The organism is Phenylobacterium sp. P4_E10 (assembly GCF_056401675.1).
Genome location: NZ_JBFUIW010000015.1, coordinates 61,165 through 86,811 on the forward strand (window position 1 = coordinate 61,165; position 25,647 = coordinate 86,811).

The 25,647-nt window shown below is 68.0% G+C and carries 24 protein-coding genes and 1 tRNA gene; 15 read left to right on the plus strand and 10 right to left on the minus strand.

Annotation, left to right across the window (positions count from 1 at the left end):
* Positions 1–10 precede the first annotated feature (10 nt).
* From edd to eda, 3 genes are read left to right on the plus strand one after another with little or no spacing between them, the layout of a single operon-like run.
* Positions 11–1,837, plus strand: coding sequence for a phosphogluconate dehydratase (edd, locus tag AC1DQJ_RS16795; RefSeq protein WP_477605339.1), 1,827 nt, complete (start codon positions 11–13; stop codon positions 1,835–1,837).
* Positions 1,834–2,811: a glucokinase gene (gene glk / locus AC1DQJ_RS16800; RefSeq protein ID WP_477605341.1), complete on the plus strand. Its 978-nt coding sequence runs from the start codon at positions 1,834–1,836 to the stop codon at positions 2,809–2,811. The genes edd and glk overlap by 4 nt, the downstream gene beginning before the upstream one ends.
* Positions 2,808–3,422 (plus strand): bifunctional 4-hydroxy-2-oxoglutarate aldolase/2-dehydro-3-deoxy-phosphogluconate aldolase, encoded by a 615-nt coding sequence (gene eda / locus AC1DQJ_RS16805; protein ID WP_477605343.1) that lies wholly within the window; start codon positions 2,808–2,810, stop codon positions 3,420–3,422. Before glk ends, eda begins: the two co-directional genes overlap by 4 nt.
* A gap of 139 nt (positions 3,423–3,561) precedes the next feature.
* Here the strand turns inward: eda and AC1DQJ_RS16810 are convergent, their stop codons facing one another.
* Both AC1DQJ_RS16810 and AC1DQJ_RS16815 read right to left on the minus strand, forming a co-directional pair.
* Positions 3,562–4,344, minus strand: coding sequence for an enoyl-CoA hydratase/isomerase family protein (locus tag AC1DQJ_RS16810; RefSeq protein ID WP_477605345.1), 783 nt, complete (start codon positions 4,342–4,344; stop codon positions 3,562–3,564).
* On the minus strand, positions 4,341–5,507 hold the full coding sequence (locus tag AC1DQJ_RS16815) for an acyl-CoA dehydrogenase family protein (RefSeq protein ID WP_477605347.1): 1,167 nt from the start codon (positions 5,505–5,507) through the stop codon (positions 4,341–4,343). The genes AC1DQJ_RS16810 and AC1DQJ_RS16815 overlap by 4 nt, the downstream gene beginning before the upstream one ends.
* Positions 5,508–5,580: 73 nt before the next feature.
* On the opposite strand from AC1DQJ_RS16815, the gene AC1DQJ_RS16820 reads away from it, so the two are divergent.
* Together AC1DQJ_RS16820 and AC1DQJ_RS16825 are read left to right on the plus strand one after the other, a co-directional pair.
* Complete coding sequence (locus AC1DQJ_RS16820) at positions 5,581–6,798, plus strand: CaiB/BaiF CoA transferase family protein (protein ID WP_477605349.1); 1,218 nt, start codon at positions 5,581–5,583, stop codon at positions 6,796–6,798.
* A complete protein-coding gene (locus AC1DQJ_RS16825) occupies positions 6,798–7,334 on the plus strand; it encodes a P-loop NTPase family protein (RefSeq protein ID WP_477605351.1) in 537 nt (178 codons plus the stop codon). The genes AC1DQJ_RS16820 and AC1DQJ_RS16825 overlap by 1 nt, the downstream gene beginning before the upstream one ends.
* Positions 7,335–7,462: 128 nt before the next feature.
* Here AC1DQJ_RS16825 and AC1DQJ_RS16830 read toward each other — a convergent pair whose 3' ends face one another.
* The 3 genes from AC1DQJ_RS16830 to AC1DQJ_RS16840 form a co-directional block, all read right to left on the minus strand.
* The gene (locus AC1DQJ_RS16830) at positions 7,463–7,879 is read right to left on the minus strand and encodes a Zn-ribbon domain-containing OB-fold protein (protein ID WP_477605353.1); all 417 of its coding nucleotides are present in this window, start codon (positions 7,877–7,879) and stop codon (positions 7,463–7,465) included.
* A gap of 5 nt (positions 7,880–7,884) precedes the next feature.
* Complete coding sequence (locus tag AC1DQJ_RS16835) at positions 7,885–9,069, minus strand: thiolase domain-containing protein (protein ID WP_477605355.1); 1,185 nt, start codon at positions 9,067–9,069, stop codon at positions 7,885–7,887.
* Between the two features lie 226 nt (positions 9,070–9,295).
* Positions 9,296–10,771, minus strand: a complete 1,476-nt coding sequence (locus AC1DQJ_RS16840) for an AMP-binding protein (protein WP_477605357.1) — start codon at positions 10,769–10,771, stop codon at positions 9,296–9,298.
* 181 nt (positions 10,772–10,952) lie between these two features.
* On the opposite strand from AC1DQJ_RS16840, the gene AC1DQJ_RS16845 reads away from it, so the two are divergent.
* The 4 genes from AC1DQJ_RS16845 (at position 10,953) to AC1DQJ_RS16860 (ending at position 13,620) form a co-directional block, all read left to right on the plus strand.
* On the plus strand, positions 10,953–12,500 hold the full coding sequence (locus AC1DQJ_RS16845) for a class I adenylate-forming enzyme family protein (RefSeq protein WP_477605358.1): 1,548 nt from the start codon (positions 10,953–10,955) through the stop codon (positions 12,498–12,500).
* Positions 12,497–12,976, plus strand: a complete 480-nt coding sequence (rraA, locus tag AC1DQJ_RS16850; protein WP_477605360.1) for a ribonuclease E activity regulator RraA — start codon at positions 12,497–12,499, stop codon at positions 12,974–12,976. The genes AC1DQJ_RS16845 and rraA overlap by 4 nt, the downstream gene beginning before the upstream one ends.
* Positions 12,977–12,987: 11 nt before the next feature.
* Positions 12,988–13,428, plus strand: a complete 441-nt coding sequence (locus tag AC1DQJ_RS16855) for a PaaI family thioesterase (protein WP_477605362.1) — start codon at positions 12,988–12,990, stop codon at positions 13,426–13,428.
* A gap of 102 nt (positions 13,429–13,530) precedes the next feature.
* Positions 13,531–13,620: transfer RNA gene (locus AC1DQJ_RS16860), tRNA-Ser, on the plus strand.
* A 29-nt stretch (positions 13,621–13,649) separates the two neighbouring features.
* Here the strand turns inward: AC1DQJ_RS16860 and AC1DQJ_RS16865 are convergent.
* Together AC1DQJ_RS16865 and AC1DQJ_RS16870 are read right to left on the minus strand one after the other, a co-directional pair.
* Positions 13,650–15,575 (minus strand): toll/interleukin-1 receptor domain-containing protein, encoded by a 1,926-nt coding sequence (locus AC1DQJ_RS16865; protein ID WP_477605365.1) that lies wholly within the window; start codon positions 15,573–15,575, stop codon positions 13,650–13,652.
* A 3-nt stretch (positions 15,576–15,578) separates the two neighbouring features.
* Positions 15,579–16,640, minus strand: coding sequence for a PEPxxWA-CTERM sorting domain-containing protein (locus tag AC1DQJ_RS16870; protein WP_477605367.1), 1,062 nt, complete (start codon positions 16,638–16,640; stop codon positions 15,579–15,581).
* Positions 16,641–16,999: 359 nt separating this feature from the next.
* Between AC1DQJ_RS16870 and AC1DQJ_RS16875 the strand changes: the two genes are divergently transcribed.
* Positions 17,000–17,650, plus strand: coding sequence for a YidH family protein (locus AC1DQJ_RS16875; protein ID WP_477605369.1), 651 nt, complete (start codon positions 17,000–17,002; stop codon positions 17,648–17,650).
* Here AC1DQJ_RS16875 and AC1DQJ_RS16880 read toward each other — a convergent pair.
* Complete coding sequence (locus AC1DQJ_RS16880) at positions 17,647–17,829, minus strand: hypothetical protein (protein ID WP_477605371.1); 183 nt, start codon at positions 17,827–17,829, stop codon at positions 17,647–17,649. The two genes, AC1DQJ_RS16875 and AC1DQJ_RS16880, sit on opposite strands and share 4 nt — an antisense overlap.
* 189 nt (positions 17,830–18,018) lie before the next feature.
* Between AC1DQJ_RS16880 and pth2 the strand changes: the two genes are divergently transcribed.
* The 3 genes from pth2 (at position 18,019) to AC1DQJ_RS16895 (ending at position 18,991) form a co-directional block, all read left to right on the plus strand.
* A complete protein-coding gene (gene pth2, locus AC1DQJ_RS16885) occupies positions 18,019–18,360 on the plus strand; it encodes a peptidyl-tRNA hydrolase Pth2 (protein ID WP_477605373.1) in 342 nt (113 codons plus the stop codon).
* A 4-nt stretch (positions 18,361–18,364) separates the two neighbouring features.
* Positions 18,365–18,625 carry a hypothetical protein gene (locus tag AC1DQJ_RS16890; RefSeq protein WP_477605375.1) on the plus strand — a complete coding sequence of 87 codons (261 nt, stop codon included), beginning with the start codon at positions 18,365–18,367 and terminating at the stop codon, positions 18,623–18,625.
* 111 nt (positions 18,626–18,736) lie between these two features.
* Positions 18,737–18,991: an EF-hand domain-containing protein gene (locus AC1DQJ_RS16895; RefSeq protein WP_477605377.1), complete on the plus strand. Its 255-nt coding sequence runs from the start codon at positions 18,737–18,739 to the stop codon at positions 18,989–18,991.
* 3 nt (positions 18,992–18,994) lie between these two features.
* On the opposite strand, the gene AC1DQJ_RS16900 is transcribed toward AC1DQJ_RS16895, so the two are convergent.
* Positions 18,995–20,170 carry a cystathionine gamma-synthase gene (locus tag AC1DQJ_RS16900; protein ID WP_477605379.1) on the minus strand — a complete coding sequence of 392 codons (1,176 nt, stop codon included), beginning with the start codon at positions 20,168–20,170 and terminating at the stop codon, positions 18,995–18,997.
* Positions 20,167–21,561, minus strand: coding sequence for a pyridoxal-phosphate dependent enzyme (locus AC1DQJ_RS16905; RefSeq protein ID WP_477605381.1), 1,395 nt, complete (start codon positions 21,559–21,561; stop codon positions 20,167–20,169). The genes AC1DQJ_RS16900 and AC1DQJ_RS16905 overlap by 4 nt, the downstream gene beginning before the upstream one ends.
* A gap of 254 nt (positions 21,562–21,815) precedes the next feature.
* Here AC1DQJ_RS16905 and AC1DQJ_RS16910 point away from each other — a divergent pair, with 254 nt between their 5' ends.
* Both AC1DQJ_RS16910 and ybaK read left to right on the plus strand, forming a co-directional pair.
* Entirely contained in the window at positions 21,816–25,043 is a 3,228-nt protein-coding gene (locus tag AC1DQJ_RS16910; RefSeq protein WP_477605383.1) for an amidohydrolase family protein, read from the plus strand.
* 81 nt (positions 25,044–25,124) lie between these two features.
* Positions 25,125–25,595, plus strand: coding sequence for a Cys-tRNA(Pro) deacylase (gene ybaK, locus AC1DQJ_RS16915; protein ID WP_477605385.1), 471 nt, complete (start codon positions 25,125–25,127; stop codon positions 25,593–25,595).
* Positions 25,596–25,647 lie beyond the last annotated feature (52 nt).

Consider the following 25,647-nt stretch of genomic DNA (forward strand, 5'->3'; position numbering starts at 1 on the left):
GGAGCCAGTCATGCCTGTTGCGTTGCATCCCGTCACCGCCGCCGTCACCGCCCGCATCGTCGAGCGGAGCGCGGCGACCCGCGCGGACTATCTGCGCCGCATGGAGGCGGCCCAGCATGACGGGCCAGGGCGCGCCAAGCTCTCCTGCGCCAACTGGGCCCACGCCTTCGCCGCCTCGCCCGACGGCGACAAGCAGCGGATGCGTAATCCGACCGCTCCGAACGTGGCCATCGTCTCGGCCTATAACGACATGCTCTCGGCCCACCAGCCGCTGGAGCGCTTCCCCGCGATCATCAAGGCCGCGGCCGAGGAGGCGGGCGGCACCGCCCAGTTCGCCGGCGGCGTGCCGGCGATGTGCGACGGCGTCACCCAGGGCCGCCCGGGCATGGAACTGTCGCTGTTCTCGCGCGACGTGATCGCCATGGCCACCGGCGTGGCGCTGACCCACGACGCCTTCGACTCGGCGCTGATGCTCGGCGTCTGCGACAAGATCGTGCCGGGCCTGGTGATCGGGGCGCTGGCCTTCGGGCACCTGCCGACCATCTTCGTGCCGGCCGGGCCGATGACCTCCGGCCTTTCCAATGCCGAAAAGGCGCGGGTGCGCGGTCTGTTCGCCGAGGGGAAGGCGACTCGCGACGAGCTGCTCGAAAGCGAGATGAAGTCGTACCACGGGCCGGGGACCTGCACCTTCTACGGCACCGCCAACTCCAATCAGATGATCATGGAGATGATGGGCCTGCACCTGCCGGGCTCGGCCTTCATCCATCCCAACACGCCGCTACGGGACGCGCTGGTGGCGGCCGCGCCGAAGCGGGCGATCGAGATCGGCCAGGGAACCAACGCCTATACGCCGATGGCGCGAGTGGTGGACGAGAAGGCCATCGTCAACGCGGTCGCGGGCCTGCTGGCCACCGGCGGTTCGACCAACCACACCCTGCACCTGATCGCCATGGCGCGCTCGGCCGGCGTGCTGATCGACTGGCAGGACTTCGACGAGCTTTCCAAGGTCACGCCGCTGCTGGCGCGGGTCTATCCGAACGGCAGCGAGGACGTGAACGCCTTCCACGCGGCCGGCGGCATGGCCTTCGTGATCCGCGAGCTGCTCGACGCCGGCCTGGCGCACGAGGACGTCACCACCATCGCCGGCGCGGGCCTGCGGCTCTATCAGCAGGAGCCGTTCCTGGAGGATGGCAAGCTGGTCTGGCGCGAGGGGACGAAGGAAAGCCTCAACCTCGACATCCTGCGGCCGGCCAGCGACCCCTTCCAGCCGGAAGGCGGCATCCGGCTGCTGAGCGGACCGCTCGGCCGGGCGGTGATCAAGACCTCGGCGGTCAAGGACGCCAACCTGGTGGTCGAGGCCCCGGCCCTGGTGTTCGAGGATCAGGACGACCTGCTCGAGGCGCACAAGCGCGGCGAGCTGAACCGCGACTTCATCGCCGTGGTCCGCTTCCAGGGTCCCACCGCCAACGGCATGCCCGAGCTGCACAGCCTGACCCCGGTTCTTGGCGTGCTGCAGGACAAGGGCTTCAAGGTGGCGCTGGTCACCGACGGGCGGATGTCGGGCGCTTCGGGCAAGGTGCCGGCCGCAATTCACGTCAGTCCGGAGGCCGCGCATGGCGGCCCGCTGTCGCAAGTTCGCGACGGCGACGTGATCCGACTGGACGCGCACGCCGGAACGCTGGAAATCAAGCTTGCCGCCGACGAGTTCGCCGCGCGGGAGAAGGTGAGCGTTTCGCAGCCCGGCTTCGGCTATGGACGCGAATTGTTCGGGTGGATGCGGCGCGCCGCGGCGCCCGCGGAACAGGGCGGCGGCGCCCTCTTCGGAGATGCTGTGTGAAGACGGTCTATACGGGTCTGGTCGGCGACGTCGGCGGCACCAACGCCCGCCTGGCCCTGGTGGATTCCACCGGCCGGATCCGCAATCCCAAGACCTACCCGGCCCGGGAGTACAGCGCCCTCACCGAGGTGATCGGCGAGTACCTGGAGACCACGGCCGGCCGCCAGAAGCTGCTGAGCGCCGCGATCGCGGTGGCCGGGCCTGTGGTGGACGGTGAAATCGAGTTCACCAACCTCGACTGGCGGGTGTCGGAGGGCGAGCTGATCGGCACCTTCGAGTTTCACGCCGCCAAGCTGATCAACGACTTTGCGGCCCAGGCCCTGGCCGCGCCGGTGCTGGACGCTGACGACCTGCGGGCCATCGGCCCGGAGATGCGCGGCGCCGAGGGCGCGCCGATCGTGGTGCTGGGGGCCGGGACCGGCTTCGGCGTCTCGATGGTGGTGCGCACCGACCGCGGCGACATCGCCATTCCCAGCGAGGGCGGCCATGCCGGCTTTGCGCCCTATGACGGGGTGGAGGCGGCGATCTGGGCCTCGCTCCGCCGCACCTACGGCCGGGTGTCGATCGAGCGGCTGCTGTCGGGTCCGGGGCTCTACGCGCTCTATCGCGGCCTGGCCGACGTCCGCGGCGTCGCCGCCGACCTGAGGGACGAGAAGGAAGTGCTGGCGGCCGGTCATCTGGGCGGCGACCTGCTGGCCGACGAGACGCTCGACCGGTTCTGCGAGATCCTCGGCTCGGTGGCCGGCGACCTGGCCCTGACCTGCGGCGCGCGCGGCGGGGTCTATGTCTCGGGCGGGATCGCCCCGCGCATGGCCGACCGGCTGGCCGGCGGAGGCTTCCGGCGCCGCTTCGAGGACAAGGGCCGACTCTCGGACTACACGCGCGACATCCCGACCAATCTGATCGTGCACCCCTATGCGGCGCTGGTCGGCGCGGCGCGGGTCCTGGAACAACTGGAAGGAAGCTCCCTTTGACGCTCGCCGAGATCCTCAAGCTCGCCCCTGTGGTGCCGGTCCTGATCATCGAGGAAGAGGCGCACGCGGTGCCGCTGGCCAAGGCGCTGGTGGCCGGCGGGCTCTATGCGCTTGAGGTCACCCTGCGCACGCCGGTGGCGCTGGACTGCATCCATCGGATCGCCGGCGAGGTCGAGGGCGCGGTGGTCGGCGCGGGCACCATCACCACCATCCAGGCCCGCCAGGCCGCGGCCCACGCCGGCGCGCGGTTCGGGGTCAGCCCCGGACTGATCGACGGCGAAGGCGCCGACGGGGCGCTGCCGCTGCTGCCGGGGATCGCCACCGCCACCGAACTGATGCGCGGCATGCGCGCGGGCTTCACCCACTTCAAGCTGTTCCCGGCCAATGTGGTCGGCGGGATCGGCGCCCTGAAGGCGTTCGCCAGCCCGTTCCCGCAGGCGACCTTCTGCCCGACCGGCGGCGTCGACGTGAACAATGCGCCGGAATATCTGGCCCTGCCCAACGTGATCTGCGTGGGCGGCAGCTGGGTGGCGCCGCGGGAAGCTGTTCGCGCCGGCGACTGGGGCAAGATCACCGAGCTCGCGCGGGCCGCGGCGGCGCTGGGGAAGTAGGCATTGTAGTTCCTCCCTCGTGGGGGAGGTGGATCGGCGCGAAGCGCCGAGACGGAGGGGGACCGCAGACTCAGCAGGCCCCCTCAGTCAGCCATTCGGCTGACAGCTCCCCCAGCGGGGGAGCAACTTGCCGCTTTTCCTATCGCCCCTTGAAAACCCCGGCGCGGCGCTCCTGCACGGCGCGGACGCCTTCGGCGAAGTCGTCGGTGGCGCGCAGGATGGTCTGCTGGTCGTGCTCGTGGTTGGTCTGGGCGCGGACCTGGGCGGCGAGATCTCCACGCAAAGTCTTGCGGGTGGCGACCACGGCCAGCGGGGCGTTCTCGGCGATCTCCAAGGCCAGGGCCTGGGCGGCCGGTAGCAGCTGCTCGAGCGGGACCAGTTCGTCCGCCAGGCCCCAGGCCAGGGCCTCCTCGCCCTTGATGCGGCGACCGGTCAGGAACATCAGGTTGGCCCGCTGCTGGCCGATCAGCCGCGGCAGGGTGTGGGTCAGGCCAAAGCCGGGATGGAAGCCGAGCTTCACGAAATTGGCCGAGAACCGGGCCTCCGGCGCGACCACGCGGAAGTCGGCGACCAGCGCCAGGCCAAGGCCGGCGCCGACCGCGGCGCCCTGCACCGCCGCGATGATTGGGGTCTCGATGGAAAACAGCCGCACGGCCTGATCGTACAGGCTGTCGATGCCGCTCATGCCGGTGCCGCCGATGCCGGTCGGCGAGACCAGGTCGGCCCCGGCGCAGAACGCCTTGCCGGCCGAGGCCAGCACTACCGCGCGGATGTTGTTGTCGCGGTCGACCTTCTCCAGGGCGTCGGCCAGGTCGCGCATCAGGTCGACGGAGACGTGGTTGTTCGCCGGGCGGTCGATGATCGCCGTGGCCACATGGCCCTCGGTGGTCACGGTCAGGTGGTCGCCGTAAGCAGTCTTCATCGTCTCGATCCCATCAGGTTGCGGGCCACCACCCACTTATGGACTTCGGTGGGGCCGTCGTAGATTCGCATGGTGCGCAGGCGCGTGGCCATCAGTTGCAGCGGCAGTTCCTTGGTCATGCCCATGGCCCCGAAGGTCTGCATGGCGCGGTCGACGACCTCCCAGGCCATCTCGGTGGCGTAGCCCTTGATCATCGAGATCTCGGTGCGCACGTCGCGGCCCTGGTCCAGCTTCCAGGCGCAGTCATAGGTCATCAGCCGGGCGGCGTGGATGCGGGTGGCGGCGTCGGCCACCCACCACTGGATCGCCTGACGTTCGGAGAGCGGCAGGCCGAAGGTCTTCCGCTGCGGGGCGTACTCGCAGATCATGTCCAGCGCCCGCTGGGCCATGCCGATCGACCAGGAGGCCATCTCGATGCGCCGGGTGCCGAGCCGCAGCTGCATGGGGGCGAAGCCGTTGCCCTCCTCGCCGAGCAGCTTCCAGCCCTCGACCCGACAGTCCTCCAGCGCGATCTCGTAGGTGGCCTGGCCGCCGATCATCGGGATCTTGCGCAGCACGTTGAAGCCTGGCGTGCCCTTGTCGACCAGGAAGGCCGACATGCCGCCGCGCGCGCCCTTCTCCTTGTCGGTCACAGCCATCAGGATGGTGAAATCGGCTTCCTCGGCCCGGGTGATCCAAATTTTTCGGCCGTTGATCACCCAGTCGTCGCCGTCGCGGTCGGCGCGGGTGAGCATCCCGGCAGGGTCGGCTCCGGCCCCGGGCTCGGAGATGCCGATGGCGCTGATCGTCTCGCCGCGGACGTAGGGGGCCAGATAGGCCTCGCGCTGGCGCTCGTTCACGGTGGCGGCCAGCATGCGCAGGTTCGGGCTGTCGGGCGGCAGGGTGTAGGGCGTGACCGTCCGGCCGAGCTCCTCGTTGACCCCGACCATCGCCACCGCCGGCAGGTCGACGCCGCCGACGTCCTCGGGCGCGTCCAGGCCCCAGAGTCCCAGCGCCTTGGAGACCTCGTCTAGGCGGGCGTTCTCGGCCGCGCCGATGCCCAAGCCCTGGCCAGCCGCCTCACGGGCCAGCACCCCGGCCTCCAGCGGCATCAACTCGTCCTGAACGAACCGGGCGACCAGCTCCTTCAGCATCCTGTGTTCGTCGGAAAGCGCGAAGTCCACTAGCCCTCCCCCGCGTCAATGCGCGATCTTTGCGCCAATCATACCGAGGCGGTTCGCAGAGGGGAGGCCTGACGTGGCGGAAGTAAAGCAGCTGGCGAAAGACGCCACGGGGCCGCTGAAGGGCGTACGCATCCTGGACCTGACCAGCGTGGTGTTCGGGGCCTATGCGACCCAGATGCTGGGCGACCAGGGCGCCGAGGTGATCAAGCTGGAAGACCCCGGCTCGGGGCGCGGCAATGGCGGCGACATCATGCGCTGGCCGGGGCACACACCGAAGGACTGGCCGCGGGACCTGGGGCCGATCTTCCTGACCATCAACCGCAACAAGCGCTCGGTGGTGTTCAACCTGGCGGATCCCAAGTCGCGCAAGAGCCTGGAGCGGCTGATCAAGAGCTGCGACGTGTTCGCCACCTCGATCCGCTACGAGGGGCTGAAGCGGCTGGGCCTGGCCTATGAGGACGTCAAGGCGCTGCGCCCGGACGTCATCTATGTCCATGCGGCGGGCTACGGTTCGGAAGGTCCGTACGCCGGCGAGCCGGCCTATGACGACCTGATCCAGTCGGCCTCGGGCCTGGCCGACGTGCTGCCGCGCACCGATGGAAATCCGACGCCGCGCATCCTGCCAAGTCTTGTGGCCGACAAGGTCTCGGGCCTGTTCATGTGCCAGGCGATCACTGCCGGCCTGTTCAGCCGCGAGCGCACCGGCCAGGGCCAGTTCATCGAGGTGCCGATGCTGGAGTGCGTGACCAGCTTCAATTTGGTCGAGCACCTCTACGACCACACCTTCGATCCGCCGACCGGTCAGTGGGGTTATCAGCGGGTGGTCAATCCGCATCGCAAGCCGTTCCAGACCAAGGACGGCTACATCGGCCTCCTGCCCTATACCGACAAGCAGTGGGACATCTTCTTCGACGTCGCCGGCTGGGGCGAGACCTTCGGCAAGGACCCACGGTTCCAGGGCAACGAGCGCGCAAAACACATCCATGAGCTCTACGCCCTGGTCGAGACGGTGACCGTGACCAAGACCACCGACGAGTGGCTGGACCTGCTCAAGCCGCTGTCGATCCCGGTGACCCGGACCAACCGGCTGGACGACCTGCCGGACGATCCGCACCTGAAGGCCGTGGAGTTCTTCCAGCGCTACGACCATCCGCAGGCCGGGGTCTATGTGTCGATGAAGCCGCCGGTGAAGTTCACCGGCACGCCGTCGAACATCCGCCGCCATCCGCCGCGGCTGGGCGAGCACACCGAGGAGGTGCTGGCCGAAGTCGCGGAATCGCAGGACGCCTGATGCGTATCGCGGTGGTGGGGAGTTCGGGTTCGGGCAAGTCGACCCTGGCCAGGCGGCTGGGCGAAACCCTTCACCTGCCCCACATCGAGCTGGACGCCATCAACTGGCAGCCGGGATGGCGGGGCCTGAACGAGCACGACCCGGACGAGTTCATCCGCCGGGTGGGCGAAGCGATCGCCGCCGAGGCCTGGGTCAGCGACGGCAACTACGGCCATGTGCGCGACGCGGTCTGGAGCCGGGCGACGCACCTGGTCTGGCTGGACTACGAGCGCAGCGTGATCATGCCGCGGCTGGTGCGCCGGTCGGTGATCCGCGCAATCGACCGCCGCGAGCTGTGGCCCGGGACCGGCAACCGCGAGAGCGTGGCCAAGTGGCTGGAGAAGGATCATCCGCTGCGCTGGGCCTGGGACACCTGGGCGCGGCGGCGGACGCAGTACGAGGCGCGGCTGGAGGATCCGAGGTTCGCGCACCTGCAGGTGCGCCGCCTGCGCCATCCGCGCGAGGCGAAGGGGCTGGCGGCTGCGCTGCAGCCCTAGTTCCTCCCCCGCTGGGGGAGGGGGACCGCGAAGCGGTGGAGGGGGCGACGCCGCACGGGAGCCGAAGTCCCCCTCAGTCCGCTTCGCGGACAGCTCCCCCAGAGGGGGAGCAACTTCCTTCGCGCGGCTTAGACCGGGACGAACACCGGGACCGGCGGGCCGTTCTCGGTGGGCTGGAACTTCACCTTGACCTTCTGGCCGATGGAGAGCCCGTCGGGCGCCACGTCGACGAAGTTGGTCAGCACGGCCGGTCCCTCGTTGAGGGTCACGTAGCCGATGGCGTAGGGGCCGGACGGCGAGCGGTGCATGACGCTGTAGGTGTAGATCACGCCTTCGCCGGGGCTCTCTTCCCAGACGGTCTTGTCCGAGAAGCAGAACGGGCAGAGGGCGCGCGGATACCAGTGCGCTTCGCCGCAATCGTTGCAGCGCTTGATCATGAACTTGCCTTCGGCCGCAGCGTCCCAGAAGGGCTTGCTTTCGATGGTCACGGCCGGGGCCGGGATCTGGCGGGTCATGAGGGCGGGGCGGTCTTGAACGTCGGTCACAGCGCTTACGCCTCCCGTTCCATGATGAGGGTCGCCGCGCCGTGGCGGGTGCCGAGCGAGCCGCCCGTACCGTGCGCCAGCGCGATGTCGCAGTTGGGCACCTGCACCTTGGGGTGGGCCTCGCCGCGGAGCTGACGCACCGCCTCGATGACCTTGGTGATGCCGCCGCGGTTGGTCGGGTGGTTGTTGCAGAGCCCGCCGCCGTCGGTGTTGAAGGGCAGTTTGCCGACGCCCGAGATCAGGTTGCCGTCGGCGACGAACTTGCCGCCCTGGCCCTTCTCGCAGAAGCCGAGGTCTTCGAGCTGCATCAGCACCGTGATGGTGAAGCTGTCGTAGATCGAGGCGTACTTGATGTCGGACGGCTTGACGCCGGCTTCATCGAAGGCGATCGGGCCGGACCAGACCGCGCCCGAATGGGTGAGGTCGAGACCACGGCCGCCTTGCGGACCCTTGGGCGACTCGCCGGCGCCCATCACCTTGACCTTCGGACGGCTGAGGGTCTTGGCGACTTCCGGGCTGGTGACGATCAACGCGCCGCCGCCGTCGGTGACGACGCAGCAGTCCAGCAGGTGCAGCGGATCGGAGATCATCCGCGAGTTCAGGACCTGCTCAACGGTCACCACGTCCTTCAGGAAGGCGTTGGGATTGTACTGGGCGTGGTGGCTGGCGGCGACCTTGATCCAGGCCAGCTGCTCGCTGGTGGTGCCGTACTCATACATGTGGCGCATGGCGCACATGCCGTAGGTGTTGTGGGTCGAGCCGCCGTAGATGTTCTCATAGCCAGTCTCGGGCGGGCCGTCGGTCAGCTGGCCGGGCTTGCCGCCGCCGCCGAAGAAGAACTTGTTCTGGCGCGGACGGCCCGCGAGGGTGATCAGGGCCACCGAGCACTTGCCCTCGGCGATCGCCTGGGCGGCGTGGCCGACGTGCAGGAGGTAGGACGAGCCGCCGGTCTCGGTGGAGTCCATGTGGCGCACGTTGCGCAGGCCCATGTAGTCGACCATCGACATCGCGCCGAAGCCGGGGGCGTCGCCGGCGCAGAAGTAGCCGTCGATGTCGTCCTTGGTGAGGCCAGCGTCCTCGAGCGCGCCCTTGGCGCATTCGGCGTGGAGCTGGGGGGTCGACTTGTCGGGCGCGTCGCGGAGCGGATGCTCGTACGCCCCCATGATGTAGGCCTTGCCTCTAATACTCATGCGTTTCCCCGGAAATTATCTTGAAGAATGGGAGGTGGCTTATCGCAGCGCAGCATGGGCGGCAACCGGTGCTGCAGCGGCGAATAGTTCCTCCCCTTTTGGGGGAGGTGGATCGGCGCGAAGCGGCGAGACGGAGGGGGACCGCTCCTACGCATAGGAGTCAAAGTCCCCCTCAGTCAGCCATTCGGCTGACAGCTCCCCCGATGGGGGAGCAATTTTTTGCCCGCTAAGCCGGCTGCTTCATCGCGGCGATGCGTTCGTCGCGTAGAGCTGTGCGGCGAACCTTGCCGGCGTCGTCGCGGAGCGGCTCGTCGACGAATTCGTAGGTCCGGGGCTGCTTGTAGCTGACCAGCTTGTCCTTGAGGTGCGCCCGCAAGGAAGCTTCGTCCCGCGTTCCCTTGGTCTGGACGATAGCGTGGATCTTGGCGCCCAGGTCGTCGTCGGGGATGCCAATCACGGCGCAGGACTGCACGTCTGGATGCTCTTCCAGCGCCGCCTCGATCTCGGCCGGATAGACGTTGGAGCCGCCGACCAGGATCATGTCGGTGCGGCGGTCGGCCAGGTAGAGATAGCCCTCCTCGTCGAACCAGCCGATGTCGCCGAGCGACTCCCAGCCGCCCGGCAGCACCTTGGCCGTGGCGCCGATGTACTTGTAGGACGGCGGCGCGCCTTCGGGCCGGCGCATGTAGATCTCGCCGACCTCGCGCGCGGGTAGGAAGGTCCCGTCGTCGCCCACGGCGACCATCTCGCCGACCGTGACCTTGCCGACCGAGCCACGGTGCTCCAGCCACTCGGCGCCGGAGATGGTGGTCACGGCCTGGGCCTCAGTGCCCGCGTAGAGCTCCATCACCGTCTCGGGGCCGACCCAATGGATGAAGGCCTCCTTGAGCCAGGCCGGGCACGGCGCGGCCAGGTGCCAAAGGGTCTCCAGCGAGGACAGGTCGTACTTGCCGCGGACCTCGTCGGGCAGATGCCAGATGCGGTTCATCATGGTCGGCACCAGGTAGATCCAGGTGGCCTTGTGGCGCTCGATCGCGGCCAGGGTCGCCTCGGGTTCGAAACGTGGCAGCAGCACCATGTGGCACCCGACGCTGAAGGCCGACATCATCATGCCGAAGCCAGCGTTATGGTAGAGCGGGGCCGGCAGCACCGCGATGGATCCGGACCGCAGCCGCCAGCCGCCGACCTCGGGGATGTCCTTGGTGGTGACGCCGGGCTGGCCCGACAGGATCAGCTTCGGACGACCGGTGGAACCGCCGCTGGTCGGCGCCTTGGAGACGGGGGCGATGGCGTCCGGCAGGTCGCTGTCGTCGTCCGACAGGGCCAGCAGGTCGGGGACGCTCAGCAGCGGCCGGTCGATCTTGTGGTCGAACTCGGCGATCACCACCGGGGTGGCGGCCAGCTCCATGATCGCTTCGAGCTCGCCCTTGGGCAGGCGGAAGGAAATCGGCTGCGGCGTCGCGCCGAGCTTCCAGATCGCCCAGCACGCCACCGCGAAGTCGGTGGAGTTGGGCAGGCCCAGGGTGACGAGATCGCCGAACTTCACCCCCTTGGCGGCCAGTCCGCGGGCGGCCCGGTTCGAGAGCTGGTGGAACTGGCGGTAGGTGAGGGTGACGTCTCCGCAGGTGAGCGCGGGCGCATCGGGTTTCAGTTCGGCGAGCTGCTTGAGCTTGGCGCCGAGCGAGATCATCTCGTCTGGCATGGTCGTCCCTGGAAATGGGTCGGGCTCTAGCGGCCCCGTGATGGAATGGATGCGCCGCCGTAATTCGGAGGGCGAGCCAGGTCAGTGTCCTTTGGGGAAGGCGCTATTGGCAAGCGCCGATTGCGCCCGCGGCCAATTCGGGGTTTAGGGGTTCATACAAGCGTTTGAGAGGGAGACGGCCATGTCCGTGGAAGAATTGCTCACCCAGGATTTCGGGACCCTGGCCGACGTGATCCGCGCCCAGGCCGCTGAGCTCAAGGACAAGCCGGCCCTCGTCGACGCCAAGCGCACCATCTCCTACGCCGAGCTGGACGAGCTGATGGACCGCATCGCCGTCGCCCTGCAGCGCGACGGCGTCGGCAAGGCCGAGGTGGCCGCGGTCTGCGCCACGACCTCGGTGGAGTATGGCGCGACCTTCTTCGGCATCCTGCGCGCCGGCGCGATCGTCGCGCCGCTGGCGCCGTCCTCGACGCCGGAAAGCCTGGTCATGATGCTCAACGACTCCGGGGCGAAGGTGTTCTTCCTCGACGCCGGGGTCGCCAAGCAGCTGGAAGGCGTGGCCGGCCAGATCAGCGCCAGGCGCGTGGCGCTGGATGGATCGGACGCCGGGATCGGGTTTGAGGAATGGCTCGCGCCCAAGGGCTCCAAGCCTGAGCCGGTCGAGGTCGATCCCGACCAGGGCTTCAACATCATCTACTCGTCGGGCACCACCGGCGCGCCGAAGGGTATCGTCCAACCGCACCGGATGCGCTGGGGCCAGATCCGCCGCGGGGTCTATCCGGCCGACTCGGTGACGATGATCTCGACGCCGCTCTATTCGAACACCACCCTGGTCTCCTACTTGCCGACCCTCTCCAACGGCGGCACCGCGGTGCTGATGCCGAAGTTCGACGCCGAGCAGTTTCTGAAGCTCTCGGAGAAGCACCGGGTCACCCACGCCATGCTGGTGCCGGTGCAGTACCGCCGGCTGATGGAGCGCCCGGACTTCGACAGCTACGACCTGTCGAGCTTCCGGATGAAGTTCTCGACCTCCGCGCCGTTCTCGCCGGAGATCAAGGCCGACGTGCTCAAGCGCTGGCCCGGCGGGCTGATCGAGTACTACGGCATGACGGAAGGCGGCGGTTCCTGCGGGCTGGTGGCCCACGAGTATCCGGACAAGCTGCATACGGTCGGCAAGCCGCTGCCGGGCCACGATATCCGGCTGATCGGCGAGGATGGCGTGGAAGTGCCCCAGGGCGAGATCGGCGAAGTGGTCGGCCGTTCGGGCGCGATGATGGTCGGCTACCACAACCAGCCGGGCAAAACCTCCGAGGCCGAGTGGTACTCGCCCGACGGCCTGCGCTTCATCCGTACCGGCGACGTCGGCCGGTTCGACGAGGACGGCTTCCTGACGCTCATGGACCGCAAGAAGGACATGATCATCTCAGGCGGCTTCAACATCTATCCGTCCGACCTCGAGGCGGAGATCGTGCAGCATGAGGCGGTGCTGGAAGCGGCCGTGGTCGGGGTGCTGTCGGACAAATGGGGCGAGACCCCGGTGGCGTTCGTGGCGCTGAAGCCGGGCCAGAGCGTCGAGGCCGAAACCCTGCGCGACTGGGTCAACGCCAAGCTCGGCAAGACCCAGCGGCTGGCCGATCTGATCCTGGTCGAACACCTGCCGCGCAGCCATATCGGCAAGGTGCTGAAGCGCGAACTGCGCGACTCCTACAAGGGCAAGGCCACCGCATGAGCCAGATTTCCGTCGCCGACCTCTGTGACGAGCACGAGGAGACCGCCGAGGTCTGCGAGACCCAGTTCCGCGACTTTGGCGGTAAGACCGCGTTCTCCGGCCCGATCCGCACGGTCCGCTGCCATGAAGACAACTCGCTGGTGAAGGCCACCCTGGCCGAGCCGGGCGAGGGCTGCGTGCTGGTCGTCGACGGCGGCGGCTCGCTGCATCGGGCTCTGGTCGGCGACATGCTGGCCGCCGACGGGGTGAAGAACGGCTGGGCCGGGGTCGTGGTATATGGCGCGGTGCGCGACACCGCCGTGCTCGGCACGCTGGACCTCGGCGTCAAGGCGCTGGGGAGCAACCCGATGCGCAGCGTCAAGCGCGGCGAGGGCGTGGTCGATACGCCGGTGGCGTTCGGCGGCGTGGTGTTCGTGCCCGGCGACATGCTCTACGCCGACGAGGACGGCATCGCGGTGCTGGCCTCCGAAGACTAGGAGAGACCGACATGGCCGACGCGTTCACCAATCTCGACGCGAGGTCGCCGGCCGACCTCAACGCCATGCAGCAGGGCTTCCTGCCAGGCGAGCTGGGGCTGGAGGTGCTGGAGGCCCGTGAGGGCTATTTGCGCAGCCAGCTGACCGTCGAGCATAAGCACATGGCGCCGAACGGTTTCCTGCACGCGGCCGCCGTCATCGCCCTGCTGGATTCGGCCGCCGGCTACGGCTGCCGCCTTTCGCTGCCCGAGGGCGCCAGCGGCTTCACCACCATCGAGCTGAAGAGCAATTTTCTTGGTTCGGCCAAGGTCGGCGAGAGCGTCCTGTGCGAAGCCAAGCTGGTCCATGGCGGGCGGATGACCCAGGTCTGGGACGCTGTCGCCACCCACGCGGCGACCGGCAAGGCCATCGCCCTGTTCCGCTGCACGCAGATGGTTCTCTACCCGCGCTAAAAGATCGCAAAACGCCCGCTTGATCTAACGTGGCCGGATGAGTAGGTTCCGCGCCTCGCGCTCAGCGGGCTCTCTTTTTGCGGAAGCCCGAACGACGTCTCCGGAGAGGTGGCTGAGTGGTCGAAAGCACCGCACTCGAAATGCGGCGTACCTTTACGGGTACCGTGGGTTCGAATCCCACCCTCTCCGCCATAACCTTCTAGTCGAGACGGCAAGCGGCCTCACTTGAGGCCGTCGCACGTCGTCTGCATCGACTTGGTGAAGCTGGCGTCGGCGCCCAGGGTCCGGCTCAGGATCGAAATGCCCGAGGCGCAGTCGGCGCGGGCCTCCTTCAGACGGCCGGCCTTGGCCAGGACCAGGGCGCGATTGACCAGCAGGTCGCCGTGATTGGCGTGCAGCCCCCCATAGCTGACATCGTAGTTGTGCTTTGCGTCGTCGAGGGTGGCCAGGGCGGCGTTGGTCTTGCCGCGTTGTGACTCGATCAGGGCCAGATAGACCTCGGCGATCCCGATCAGATAGTGCGGCCCCTCGAAGGCCTTTCGATAGATCGCGACCGCTTCCTCGAGCGACTGTTCGCCTTCACGCAGTTTGCCGAGGCCCTGGAAGATCTGGCCCTGCATCGACAAGGAGTCGGCGATAATCGGGTTGTCGGCGTCCAGAACCGCCCGTTCGATCATCAGCGCCTTGGCGATCCGTTCCTGGGCGAGCGGCAGGTCTCCGGCCAGGAAGGCGTTCTGCGCCAGGGCGAACCAGGTCTGGCCGGTCGACAGGTGGTTGTCGCCGACCGTGCGGCGGTAGATGCCGAGCGCTTCCTGCAGCGAGCCTTCGGCCGCCTCGAACTGGCCGTCGTCCGACAGCAGCACGCCGCGATTGTTCAGCACCATGGCGAGCGCCAGCGGCGGAGCATTCGGCGTCGCCCGATAGAAGGCCAGTCCGCGGTCAAAGGCCTTCAGCCCCGCCTTCATGTCCGAGGCCGAAGTCTGGATCCGTCCCTCGGTCACCGCCACCTGGGCGCGCAGCGCGGTGTGCTGGGTCAAGTCCGGTCCCAGTAGCGCATTGGCCCGTCTCACCGTGGCCAAGGCGCGGGTCAGGCTTCCTTGTTTGGCGTAGGTCCAGGCGAGCGTCAGCATCGCCTCGGCGCCGTCGGGGCCGGCCCGTTCGATCTGCGGCAGCGAGGCCTCGAAGGCGGCCTTCGCCTCGTTCAGCAGGCCGAGGTTGTTGTAGGCCTTGCCCAGGGTCGACAGCAGCCGCGCCTGGATCGCCGGTTGGTCGGCCAGCTCGACCCGGGCGCGCTCGGCGCTACGGCCGAGGATGGTCAGGGCGGTGATGGTGCGCGGGTTCTCGGTGGCCGGGTTGGAAAGCTCGAAGGTGCCGACCAGGTAGTCGGAGGCCGTGCGAGCCGCGGTGGCCTCGTGCTGAGCGATCTCACGCTGGGTGTCAGCTTCGATCCGAGCGGCGTTGGCGTAGAAGGCCAGGGCGCCGGTCAGCACCATGCCCGCCACCGCCCCGCTGGTCACGTAGGCGAGGTTGCGCACCCGGCGCTGGGTTTCGCGCTGGACCAGGTCGTTGAGCGGCAGGCCGGTCAGCCCGGCGATCAGCTTCATCCGGGCCAGCCGGCGCCCATCCGCGCCGGGCCGTAAGTCGGCGGCGATCGGCTCGGCTCGCTGCGTGGAAATCTCGCCGTCCGGTCCGAGGTGGAAGCGCAGGCTGTCGGGGAAGCACTCTTCCTGCTCGCGGCCCGGCATGTCGGAGGCGTTGGGCTCGCCGTCGACGATCAGGGCCAGGACCCGCGCCTCGCCGTGGGTGCGCTTGAACTGCAGGATCTCCTCATTGACCCAGTGCGATCCCGCCGAGGAGCGCGAGCAGATGGCGATTAGGAACATCGAGCCGCGCAGCGCTGCGCTCAGCTCGGCGCCCAGGTCAGCCGAAGCCGGCAGCTCCTCGCGATCGCGGAAGATCGGCGACAGGCGGCGCGGCACCTGGCCCACGGAGGTCGTCCGCCCGACCAGCTTGGAGGGGACGCGATAGGATTCCACGGAGCGGTGCAGCGCCTGCGCCACCGCCTTGTCGGCGTGGCTGTAGCTGACGAAGGCGCGATAGCGCGGCGGCGGCGGCTCCTGGAGTTTCGGGCGTTCGCCGTCCGCCATGGCCTAGGCCAGGAGCGCGGCCCGCCGACGGCCGCGCACCGCCGTCCCGACAATCCCGAAGCCAAGGATCATGGTCAGCCAGATGGCCGGCTCTGGCACCGCCGAGGCCAGCTTGAAGGTCAGCACGCCATTCTCGAAGGTCGGCCGCCTGAACACCGAGGGCTCGAACTCGACATTGTCGATAGCCCCGACCGCCGCCAGCGAGGCGGACCGTCCGGCGACGCCGCCGCCGCGCCCGACCGGGTCGCCGAAGCCGGAATAGGCCACCAGGCAGGTGACGCCATCGATGCAGTTGGTCCGCGTGTAGCTGGTGACCGTGGTGATATAGGACAGCGTCCGGCTTTCCCCGGCCGCCATCGCGTTCTGGAAGTTGATCAGGATGTTCGTGGCGTCCCAGGCGTAGCCGATGGCCGAGCCGCTGCCGAACGGGGTCGCCTGGGTGAAGCCGGCCAGGGCGTCCCGGGCTGGATCGAGGCTGTCGGACACCACCATCTGCTGAGTGACCGGATCGTAGACCATCTGCATCGAGCCGGTCAGGCTGTAGAGCGTCTCGCCGCCCGCCACGATCGAGAACTCGAACCCGGCGAACGCGGTCGGCTCGCCCGGTGCGGCCAGGTTGGCGAGGTCGGAGAAGGAGTAGCCGGCCTGGCTCTCCGGGCAGCCCTGGTAGACGTTGCCGCCGCAGCCGTCGGTCCGGTCGGAGAGGTAGAAGCCGAGCCCCGCCGGAATGATCGTCGAACTCAGGACAGGCACTACCGTCGAGCCGCTGTCGTTCAGGAAGGTGATGTCCACGACGGACGAGGATTTCGTGGTGATGAACGGCCCAGAGACGGCGTTGCCGTTCTCGAAGCTGATGAACTCCGAGCCGATGTCGACCACGGACTGGAAGCTCGCCCCATTGTTGGAGCCGAAGGTCAGCGAACCTTCGCTCAATGGCAGGGGGAAGGTCCCTCCCTGGATGGTGAAAACGTTGTCGCCCTCGCCGGTGACGTCGGTCACCTGCGCCTGAGCGGACGATGCAGCGATCAGCGCCACGCAGGTCGCGATCAATCCCAGCCGGCCCATGACATCCCTCGTTCGTGTCCGGACGGGAGGCTGGTTGATCCCAGTCCCGGCGGACGTCATATGGTTAACACATCAAAGAACAATGTTATCCGAAACTAGGATGGCATTCGGTCCAGCCTGGCCCCTTCGCTCAGAAAGCGCGCACTGGCGTCTTGAATCTATCCGGTTGATTGCTGAGGAAATTGCCGAGGCTCTCGGGATCTAGGTCTGCGCCCGCGGCCCATGTCCCGCCGGCAAAGCCCTGCCCATAGGCCCCAGCCGCTTGAACGGGGCGCCTCGCCCCCGGGGAAACCCCGATAGACGGGGCTGGGTCGCGTCCGCAATCTCGCCGATGGCTCAACCGACCAGGTGCAGATGACATGGCGAGCAAGCTGCCGAAGTTCGAACTGACCCGGCCCAAGCGCGTGGAGAACCCGCCGCTGCCGCCCTTGCCGGACGTAGGGCAGATGGACGCCGATATGGCGTCGGTCACCTACTCCACTCACCGCACCAAACTGTCGACCCACCGTACGGACCTGTCGGAGCACAGGACGGATCTGTCGGAATTCCGCACCGACCTTTCCACCCACCGGACCGACCTCTCGACCGAGCGCACGGAGATGTCGATGCGCCGGACGGGCATGTCGTTCCAGCGGACGCGGATGAGCGATGACCGGACCTTGATGTCGGTGATCCGCACGTCGCTGTCGCTGATCGGCTTTGGCTTCACGATCTACCAGGCGTTCGAGAAGCTGCGCGACGCCGGGACGATCGCCAGCGCCGCGGCGCCGCGGAACTTCGGCGTCACCCTGGTGATGCTGGGCATACTCATGCTGATTATCGGCATGATCCGCCATGTCCGGTTCATGAGCGAGCTCGGCGCCACCCGGGCGGCCATGGCCAAGGAGGGGCTGGTCTTCGCCGAGAGCCGCTTCCCGGTCTCATCGACCTTCTGGATCGCGGTTTGCCTGTTGCTGGTCGGCTTCGCGGCGATCGCCAGCATGGTCTTCCGGTGGCAGGTGTTCGGCTAGCGCGACATCCAGGGCTTGGATTTCGAGGCCGAGCGGGCAGCCGCGGCCTGCTCGCGCTGGAAGCGGCCGCCGCGCGGCGGCTTCGGCTTGGCGTCCTCGGCGGCCTTCTTCAGGCGTAGGGCGCGCTGGATCGGGGTCTCCGAGGGCGGCGCGGCCGGATCGTCTGGCGTATCGGTCATGGTCGTCCTCCAGATCGCGAGCCTATCGTCCCGGCGCGCTTCTGTCCGTCTGAAACTCACACACGCCTGGTGCGGCCAAGCCAGGTCGCCGCTGGGCTCCAAGTCCAAGCCCTGGAGGGCGACCGCGGTGTCGCCAATCGGGCGAGAGCCCTTGCCGTCGGCGGCCGGGTGGACGAAACCGATGGCCGCATGAAACAAGTGATCGTCGTCAACGAGGCCCTGGGCCTGCCCCCGGGCAAGATGGCCGCGCAAGTGGCCCACGCCGCCGTCGGCGGACTGCTGAGCGCGCCGCGCGAAAAGCAGGCGGGCTGGCTGCAGGCCGGCATGCCAAAGGTGGTGCTGCGTTGCGCCTCGGAAGCGGAGCTGTTCGCTCTCGCCAAGGCCGCGGAGGACGCCGGACTTCCGACCATGCTGATCCGCGACGCCGGCCGCACCGTGGTCGAAGCGGGCACCCCCACCTGCGTCGGCATAGGCCCCGACGAGATTCCTAAGATCGACGCCGTGACCGGCGCGCTGAAGTTGATGAGGTAGCAACGTGTATTCCACCAAGCAGGGGACCGGAGTCCTCGGGACCATGGAGCAGCCGCTGGAGGCGGTGAGCTTCGAGGCCACCATCGAGCACGCCCAGAACGCGATCCTGTCGTTCATCGGCAAGGTGAAGACCCGCAGCGGCCGCAGTCTCGCCGAGCTTAAGGGCCAGAAGCTGATCCTGCAGATCGACGACGGGCCCGCCCTCGGCGTGGTGATCGTCCACATCGAAGGCGAGGAAGCGGTGATCAACCTGGCGCCGAGCTAGGGCGTCGCGGGGTGGGGCCGGTGGAGCTTCGCCTGAAAAGGGCGCCGCCCTCGGCGCATTCTCGCCATGGCCGGCGGCCAGCCTGTGCGGCCGTCAAAAGGAGGACCCACCATGCGTATGACCCGCCTTGTCCTGGCCGCCCTGATCCTGGCCGGCTCGGCCGGCATGGCCGCCGCCGCCGAGGGACGCTTCATCCACCCGGCCGACACCAGCAAGGACGACCGCATCAGCAAGGCCGAATGGACTGCCTACAAGCTGCCCCCGGCCGAGTTCGCCAAGGCCGACAAGAACAAGGACGGGCTGATCGACGGCCCCGAGTTCGTCGGCTGGGACACCGCCTACAAGGCCGCCCACCAGGGCCACTAGGTCTTAGGCCAAGGCCTGCTCCAGGTCGGCGATCAGGTCGCCGGCGTCCTCGATCCCCACCGACAGGCGGATCAGGCCGTCGGCGATGCCGATCCGCGCCCGGGTCTCCGCCGGGATCGAGGCGTGGGTCATGATCGCCGGATGCTCGATCAGGCTTTCGACCCCGCCGAGGCTCTCGGCGAGGGTGAACAGCCGGGTGCGCTCCAGCATCCGCACCGTACCGCGCAGGTCGCGGTCCAACACCGCCGAGATCATGCCGCCGAAGCCGCCCGTCATCTGCCGGCGGGCCAGGGCGTGCTGCGGATGGCTGGCCAGCCCCGGATAGATGACCTTGGCGACGTCCGGCCGGCCCTCCAGCCACTGGGCGATAGCCATGCCGTTCTCGCAATGGCGCTGCATGCGCAGGGCCAGGGTCTTCACGCCGCGCAGGGCCAGGAACGAGTCGAACGGCGAGGAAACGGCGCCCACCGCGTTCTGCAGGAAGCCCACCTGTTCGGCGAGCTCCTTGTTCTGGCCGACGACGAGCGCCCCGCCGACAATGTCGGAATGGCCCGAGACGTACTTGGTGGTCGAGTGCATGACCGCGTCGAAGCCAAACTCCAGCGGCCGCTGGCAGTAGGGGCTGGCGAAGGTGTTGTCGGCGGCGGTCAGCAGGCCGTGGCGCTTGCCGAGGTCGGCGATGGCGGCCAGGTCGGCCAGCCGCAGCAGCGGATTGGTCGGGGTCTCTACCCAGATCAGCCGGGTGTTGGGCTGGATCGCCGCCTCGATGGCGCCCAGGTCGCTCATATCGACGAAGGTGAACTCCAGGCCGGCGGTGCGCTTGCGGACCTTGTCGAACAGACGGAACGAGCCGCCATAGAGGTCCTCGCTGGCGATCACGTGCGCCCCGGCGTCCAGCACCTCCAGGAAGGTCGAGATCGCCGCCAGGCCGGAGGCGAAGGCGAAGCCGCGGGTTCCGCTCTCCAGGTCCGCCATGGCCCGTTCGAAGGCGAAGCGGGTGGGGTTCTGGCTGCGCGAATATTCGAAGCCCTTGTGCTCGCCCGGGCTCGACTGGGCGTAGGTCGAGGTGGCGTAGATCGGCGGCATCACCGCGCCGGTGGAGGGGTCGTGCGACTGCCCGCCGTGGATCACCCGGGTGGAGAACTCCAACCGGTTCTTGCCGTGGGTTTCGTCGGTCACGCTGCGCGCCTCAGATAGTTGATCAGGTCGATACGGGTGATGAGGCCGACGAACTCGCGGCCGTCGAGGACGATGGCCACCTGGTCGCGTTCGAACAGCGGCAGCAGGGCGTCGAGCGGCGAGTCGGCCTGGAGGGTGTCGAGCTTGGCGGTCATGCAGGCCGCCACCGGCTGCGAGAAGCGCTTGTCGGGCTTGGAGTCCTCGACCGCCTCGAGCAGGTCGCTTTCGTCGATCAGGCCGATCAGCCGTCCATCGTCGAGCACCGGAAGCTGGCTGACATCGGCCGCGCGCATTCGGTTGTAGGCGGTCAGCAGGGTGTCTTCAGGGCCCACCGTCACTGCGCCGCCCTCGGCCGGCGAGCGGGCGATCAGGTCGCGAAGGTCGCCGTGCAGGTTGCGCTGGGTCAGGCCCTGCTCGGCCAGCCAGCTGTCGTTGTAGACCTTGGAGAGGTATTTGGCGCCGGTGTCGCAGACCAGGGTGACCACCCGCTGAGCCTCCGTCTGCTCGCGGCAGTATCGCAGGGCCCCGGCCAGCAGCGTACCGGAGGAGGAGCCGCCCAGCACGCCGGCCTTGGACAGCAGCATCCGCGCCGCGGCGATGCTCTCGGTGTCGGGGATCGTGTAGGCCTTGGCCACCAGCGAGAGGTCGCAGTTGGTCGGGACGAAGTCCTCGCCGATGCCTTCGACCACCCAGGAGCCGGGCTCGATAAGTTCGCCGGTGTTGACCAGCGGGGCCAGGATCGAGCCGTCAGGATCGGCCAGCACCATCTTCGTCTTCGGCGAGGCCTTGGCGAAGAACCGGCCAAGACCCGTCAAGGTGCCGCCAGAGCCGACGCCGACGACCACCGCGTCCACGTCGCCCTCCATCTGCTCGAAAATCTCCGGGCCAGTCTGGGTCTCGTGCGCCTTCGGATTGGCCGGGTTGGCGAACTGATTGATGTAGATCGCGCCGGGGATCTTGGAGGCCAGTCGTTGGGCCATGTCCTGGTAGTACTCAGGGTGACCCTTGCCGACGTCGGAGCGGGTGATGCGGACGTCGACGCCCATGGCCCGCAGGTGTTGGATCTTCTCGCGGCTCATCTTGTCGGGCACGACCAGCAGGATCTTGTAGCCCTTGAGCACGCCGACCTGGGCGAGGCCGAGGCCGGTGTTGCCGGCGGTGGCCTCGACGATGGTCCCGCCGGGCTTGAGCGAACCGTCGGCCTCTGCCGCCTCGATCATCGAGCGGGCGACGCGGTCCTTGATGGAGCCGCCGGGATTGGCGCTCTCCAACTTCACGAACAGTCGGCAGGGGCCGGTGTCAAAACCGGTCAGCTCGAGCATCGGGGTGTGGCCGATCAACTCGAGAGCCGACTGTACCGGGGGCGAGAGCATGGATGCGTCTCGGGTCATCGAACGGGAACTCCTGAAGGCCTCAAGGCGGAAACGCCCGGGGTCGGTTTCCGCGCCATTTGCTCGAGCATATGGGCGATTTTCCCACCGCGACTAGACGGAACGCCGTTCGTTCGTCGCGCGATTGGCGACAAACGGCGAAATTGAGCCTGTCGGACTCGACATTTCGGTGACGCTTGGATGAAGGTGCGCCGCGTCAAAAGTCCGGGGTTTCCATGATTGTTCGCCACTTGCTGTCCGCGGCGCTCGTCGCCGTGCTTGCTTCGCCTGCCTACGCCCAGGCTCCCGCCCCGGAGGCCAAGAAGGCCGAGGCCCCCAAGTGGGACGTCAACGCTCCGCCCGGCCCGACCCGCGACGTGCCGATCGACGTGACCAGCGGCACCTGGATGAGCCTGGACGTCAGCCCCGACGGCAAGGAAGTGGTCTTCGACCTGCTCGGTGACCTCTACGTGATGCCGATCGGCGGCGGGGAAGCCCGCGCCCTGACCACAGGCATGGCCTGGGACATGCAGCCGAAGTACTCGCCCAACGGCCGCTGGATCGCCTTCACCTCCGACCGCGGCGGCGGCGACAACGTCTGGGTCATGAACCGCAACGGCGGCGAGATGAAGCAGGTCTCCAAGGAGACCTTCCGGCTGCTCAGCCAGCCGTCCTGGACGCCGGACTCCGAGTTCATCGTCGCCCGTAAGCACTTCTCCTCGCGCCGCTCGCTGGGGGCCGGCGAGATGTGGCTCTACCACCGCTCGGGCGGCGAGGGCCTGCAGCTCACCAAGAAGCGCACCGAGCAGAAGGACACCGGCGAGCCGGCCTTCTCGCCCGACGGCCGCTACCTCTATTTCAGCGACGACTCCACGCCCGGCGGCGTGTTCGAGTACTCCAAGGACGTCAACGCCCAGATCTACGTGATCCAGCGGCTGGACCGGAAGACCGGCGAGATCGAGCCCTACGTCACCGGCCCCGGCGGTTCGATCCGCCCGACCCCCTCGCCGGACGGCAAGTCCTTGGCCTTCATCCGGCGGGTTCGCTACAAGTCGGTGCTCTACGTCATGGACATCGCCTCGGGCCGCGAGACCCCGGTCTATGACGGCCTGGACCGCGACATGCAGGAGACCTGGGCCATCCACGGGGTCTACCCGACCATGGCCTGGACCCCGGACAACAAGGCCATCGTCTTCTGGGCCGGCGGCAAGATTCAGAAGATCGATGTCGCCTCCAAGGCGGTCACCAACCTCGCGTTCCACGTCAAGGGATCCCGCGCCGTCCAGGAGGCCGTGCGTTTCCCGGTCGAGGTCGCGCCCAAGGACTTCAAGGTCCGCATGCTGCGTTGGACCGAAGTCAACCCGGCTGGCGACAAGGTCGTCTACCAGGCGCTGGGCCATCTCTGGATCAAGGATCTGAACAGCGGCGCGGCCCCCCGCAGGCTGACCAAGCAGACCAACCATTTCGAGTTCTATCCGACTTGGTCGCGAGACGGCCGCTCGATCGTCTACACCACCTGGAACGACCAGGACTTCGGCACGGTGCGCGTGGTCAGCGCGGCGGGCGGCGAGGGCAAGGTGATCTCCGGCCAGCCCGGCCACTATGTCGAGCCGACCTTCAGCCCGGACGGCTCCAAGGTGGTTTATCGCTCGGTGTCCGACGGGTTCCTGACCTCGGCCATGTGGGGCCGCGACCCGGGCCTCTATGCGGTCTCGGCCAAGGGCGGCGACAAGCCGGTGCGGATCTCCAGCAAGGGCGTGCAGCCGCAGTTCGGCGCGGACAACGACCGGGTCTTCTTCATGACTTTCGAGGAGGAGAACAAGCGGGCGCTGAAGTCGATCGAGCTGGACGGCTCGGACGAGGAAAGCCACCTGACCAGCGAGTTCGCCACCGAGTACGCGCTGAGCCACGACGAGAAGTATGTGGCCTGGACCGAGCGCTTCAACGCCTACGTCACACCCTTCGTGCGTACGGGCAAGGCGGTCGAGCTGTCGCCGAAGACCGCGTCGATCCCGGTCAGCCGGGTGACCCGCGACGCCGGTGAGTTCCTGCACTGGTCCGGGGACAACAAGAAGCTCTGGTGGTCGATGGGGCCGGAGCTCTATTCCCGCGATCTGAAGGACGCCTTCACCTTCGTCGACGGCGCGCCCAAGGAGCCGCAGAAGGCGGCCGAGCAGGGCGTCGACATCTCCTTCACCCAGGCCTACGCCGCGCCGACCGGCCGCACGGTCTTCACCGGCGCGCGCATCGTCACCATGAAGGGCGACGAGGTGATTGAGGACGGGGTGATCGTGCTCAACGGCAACCGCATCGAGGCGGTCGGGCCGCGGGCCTCCGTCACCGTCCCGGCCGGCGCCAAGACCATCGACGCCACGGGAAAGACCATCATCCCCGGCCTGATCGACGTGCACTGGCACGGCTCGATGGGGGCGGACCAACTGATCCCGCAACAGAGCTGGGTGAACTACGCCGCCCTGGCGTTCGGCGTCACCACCATCCACGACCCCTCCAACGACTCGGGCGAGATCTTCGCCCATAGCGAACTGGAGAAGGCGGGCGAGGTGGTCGGGCCGCGGATCTTCTCGACCGGCACCATCCTCTACGGAGCCAAGGCGCCCTTCACCGCCGAGATCGACAGCCTGGACGACGCGCGTTCGACCCTGCGCCGAATGAAGGCGATCGGGGCGTTCAGCGTGAAGAGCTACAACCAGCCCCGCCGCGAGCAGCGCCAACAAGTCCTGGCCGCCGCCCGCGAGCTGGGGGTGATGGTAGTGCCCGAGGGCGGCTCGCTGTTCGAGCACAATATGACGATGGTGGTCGACGGCCATACCGGGGTGGAGCACTCGATCCCGGTCGCCAAGATCTATGACGACGTGCGCCAACTCTGGCCGGCGACCAAGGTCGGCTACACCCCGACCCTGATCGTCGCCTATGGCGGCACCTTCGGCGAGAACTACTGGTACGAGCACACCGACGTCTGGGCCGACCAGCGGCTCTCCAACTTCGTGCCGCGGCGGGTCCTCGATTCCCGCTCGCGCCGCCGCATCAAGATGCCGGACGAGGAGTACAACCACGTCGACATCGCCAAGGTGGCCAAGGAACTGAACGACCTTGGCGTCTCGGTGCAGCTCGGCGCCCACGGCCAGCGCGAAAGCCTTGGCGCGCACTGGGAGCTCTGGATGTTCGCCCAGGGCGGCATGAGCCCGCTGCAGGCGCTGCGCGCCGGCACCCTGAACGGGGCGCAATACCTCGGCATGGACAAGGACATCGGCTCGCTGGAGCCGGGCAAGCTGGCCGACCTGGTGGTCCTGGACGCCAATCCGCTGGAGAACATCCGCAACTCGACCTCGATCAAGTACACGGTCGCCAACGGCCGGGTGTTCGACGCCATGACCATGAACGAGCTGGGCAAGAGCACGCCCAAGCCGTTCTGGTTCCAGCTGCCGGGCGGCGAGGCCTGGGGCGCCGGCTCCACGGCCGCGGTCAGCCACCAGGAAGACTAACACTGGGGCGGATCCTCCCCCGCTGCGCGTCGGGGGAGGATCCGTCTGGCTCAGGCCGATCAGCGACGGTAAATCCCAGTCATGGCCAAGACGACCCCCGCGACCCTCGCCCTGGACAAGGCCAAGGTCGCCTACGAATTGCATACCTACGACTATGACCCTGACGCCCCACGCGTCGGGCTGCAGGCGGCTGAAAGCCTGGGCGTGCCGGCCAGCCAAGTGCTCAAGACCCTGATGGTCCAGGTCGACGGCAAGCCGGTTTGCGCGGTGCTCGCCTCCGACCAGGAGGTGGCCATGAAGAAGCTGGCCGCCGCCGTGGGCGGCAAGTCGGCGCAGATGATGAAGCCGGCGGACGCTGAACGGCTGACCGGCTATCGCGTCGGCGGGGTCAGCCCGTTCGGCCAGAAGCGGCAGGTGCCCACGGTGATCGACGAAGCCGCGCTCGCTCACGACAGGGTTTTCGTCAACGGCGGCCAGCGCGGGCTGCAAGCGCGGCTCGCGCCTGGCGACATTGTGAGCACACTGCTAGCCAAGGTGGCGGCGCTGACCTGATTGTCGTTGCGTCACAGCTCGGAACAAGCGTTAAGTTAGCGCTGATAACTTG

Excerpts from the sequence above, each read along its gene's own strand:
- edd (WP_477605339.1), top strand. The coding sequence starts at position 11 with ATGCCTGTTGCGTTGCATCCCGTCACCGCCGCCGTCACCGCCCGCATC.
- AC1DQJ_RS16810 (WP_477605345.1), bottom strand. The coding sequence starts at position 4,344 with ATGAAGACTGCTTACGGCGACCACCTGACCGTGACCACCGAGGGCCAT.
- AC1DQJ_RS16825 (WP_477605351.1), top strand. The coding sequence starts at position 6,798 with ATGCGTATCGCGGTGGTGGGGAGTTCGGGTTCGGGCAAGTCGACCCTG.
- AC1DQJ_RS16835 (WP_477605355.1), bottom strand. The coding sequence starts at position 9,069 with ATGAGTATTAGAGGCAAGGCCTACATCATGGGGGCGTACGAGCATCCG.
- AC1DQJ_RS16840 (WP_477605357.1), bottom strand. The coding sequence starts at position 10,771 with ATGCCAGACGAGATGATCTCGCTCGGCGCCAAGCTCAAGCAGCTCGCC.
- AC1DQJ_RS16845 (WP_477605358.1), top strand. The coding sequence starts at position 10,953 with ATGTCCGTGGAAGAATTGCTCACCCAGGATTTCGGGACCCTGGCCGAC.
- rraA (WP_477605360.1), top strand. The coding sequence starts at position 12,497 with ATGAGCCAGATTTCCGTCGCCGACCTCTGTGACGAGCACGAGGAGACC.
- AC1DQJ_RS16855 (WP_477605362.1), top strand. The coding sequence starts at position 12,988 with ATGGCCGACGCGTTCACCAATCTCGACGCGAGGTCGCCGGCCGACCTC.
- AC1DQJ_RS16865 (WP_477605365.1), bottom strand. The coding sequence starts at position 15,575 with ATGGCGGACGGCGAACGCCCGAAACTCCAGGAGCCGCCGCCGCCGCGC.
- AC1DQJ_RS16870 (WP_477605367.1), bottom strand. The coding sequence starts at position 16,640 with ATGGGCCGGCTGGGATTGATCGCGACCTGCGTGGCGCTGATCGCTGCA.
- AC1DQJ_RS16875 (WP_477605369.1), top strand. The coding sequence starts at position 17,000 with ATGGCGAGCAAGCTGCCGAAGTTCGAACTGACCCGGCCCAAGCGCGTG.
- AC1DQJ_RS16880 (WP_477605371.1), bottom strand. The coding sequence starts at position 17,829 with ATGACCGATACGCCAGACGATCCGGCCGCGCCGCCCTCGGAGACCCCG.
- pth2 (WP_477605373.1), top strand. The coding sequence starts at position 18,019 with ATGAAACAAGTGATCGTCGTCAACGAGGCCCTGGGCCTGCCCCCGGGC.
- AC1DQJ_RS16895 (WP_477605377.1), top strand. The coding sequence starts at position 18,737 with ATGCGTATGACCCGCCTTGTCCTGGCCGCCCTGATCCTGGCCGGCTCG.
- AC1DQJ_RS16905 (WP_477605381.1), bottom strand. The coding sequence starts at position 21,561 with ATGACCCGAGACGCATCCATGCTCTCGCCCCCGGTACAGTCGGCTCTC.
- ybaK (WP_477605385.1), top strand. The coding sequence starts at position 25,125 with ATGGCCAAGACGACCCCCGCGACCCTCGCCCTGGACAAGGCCAAGGTC.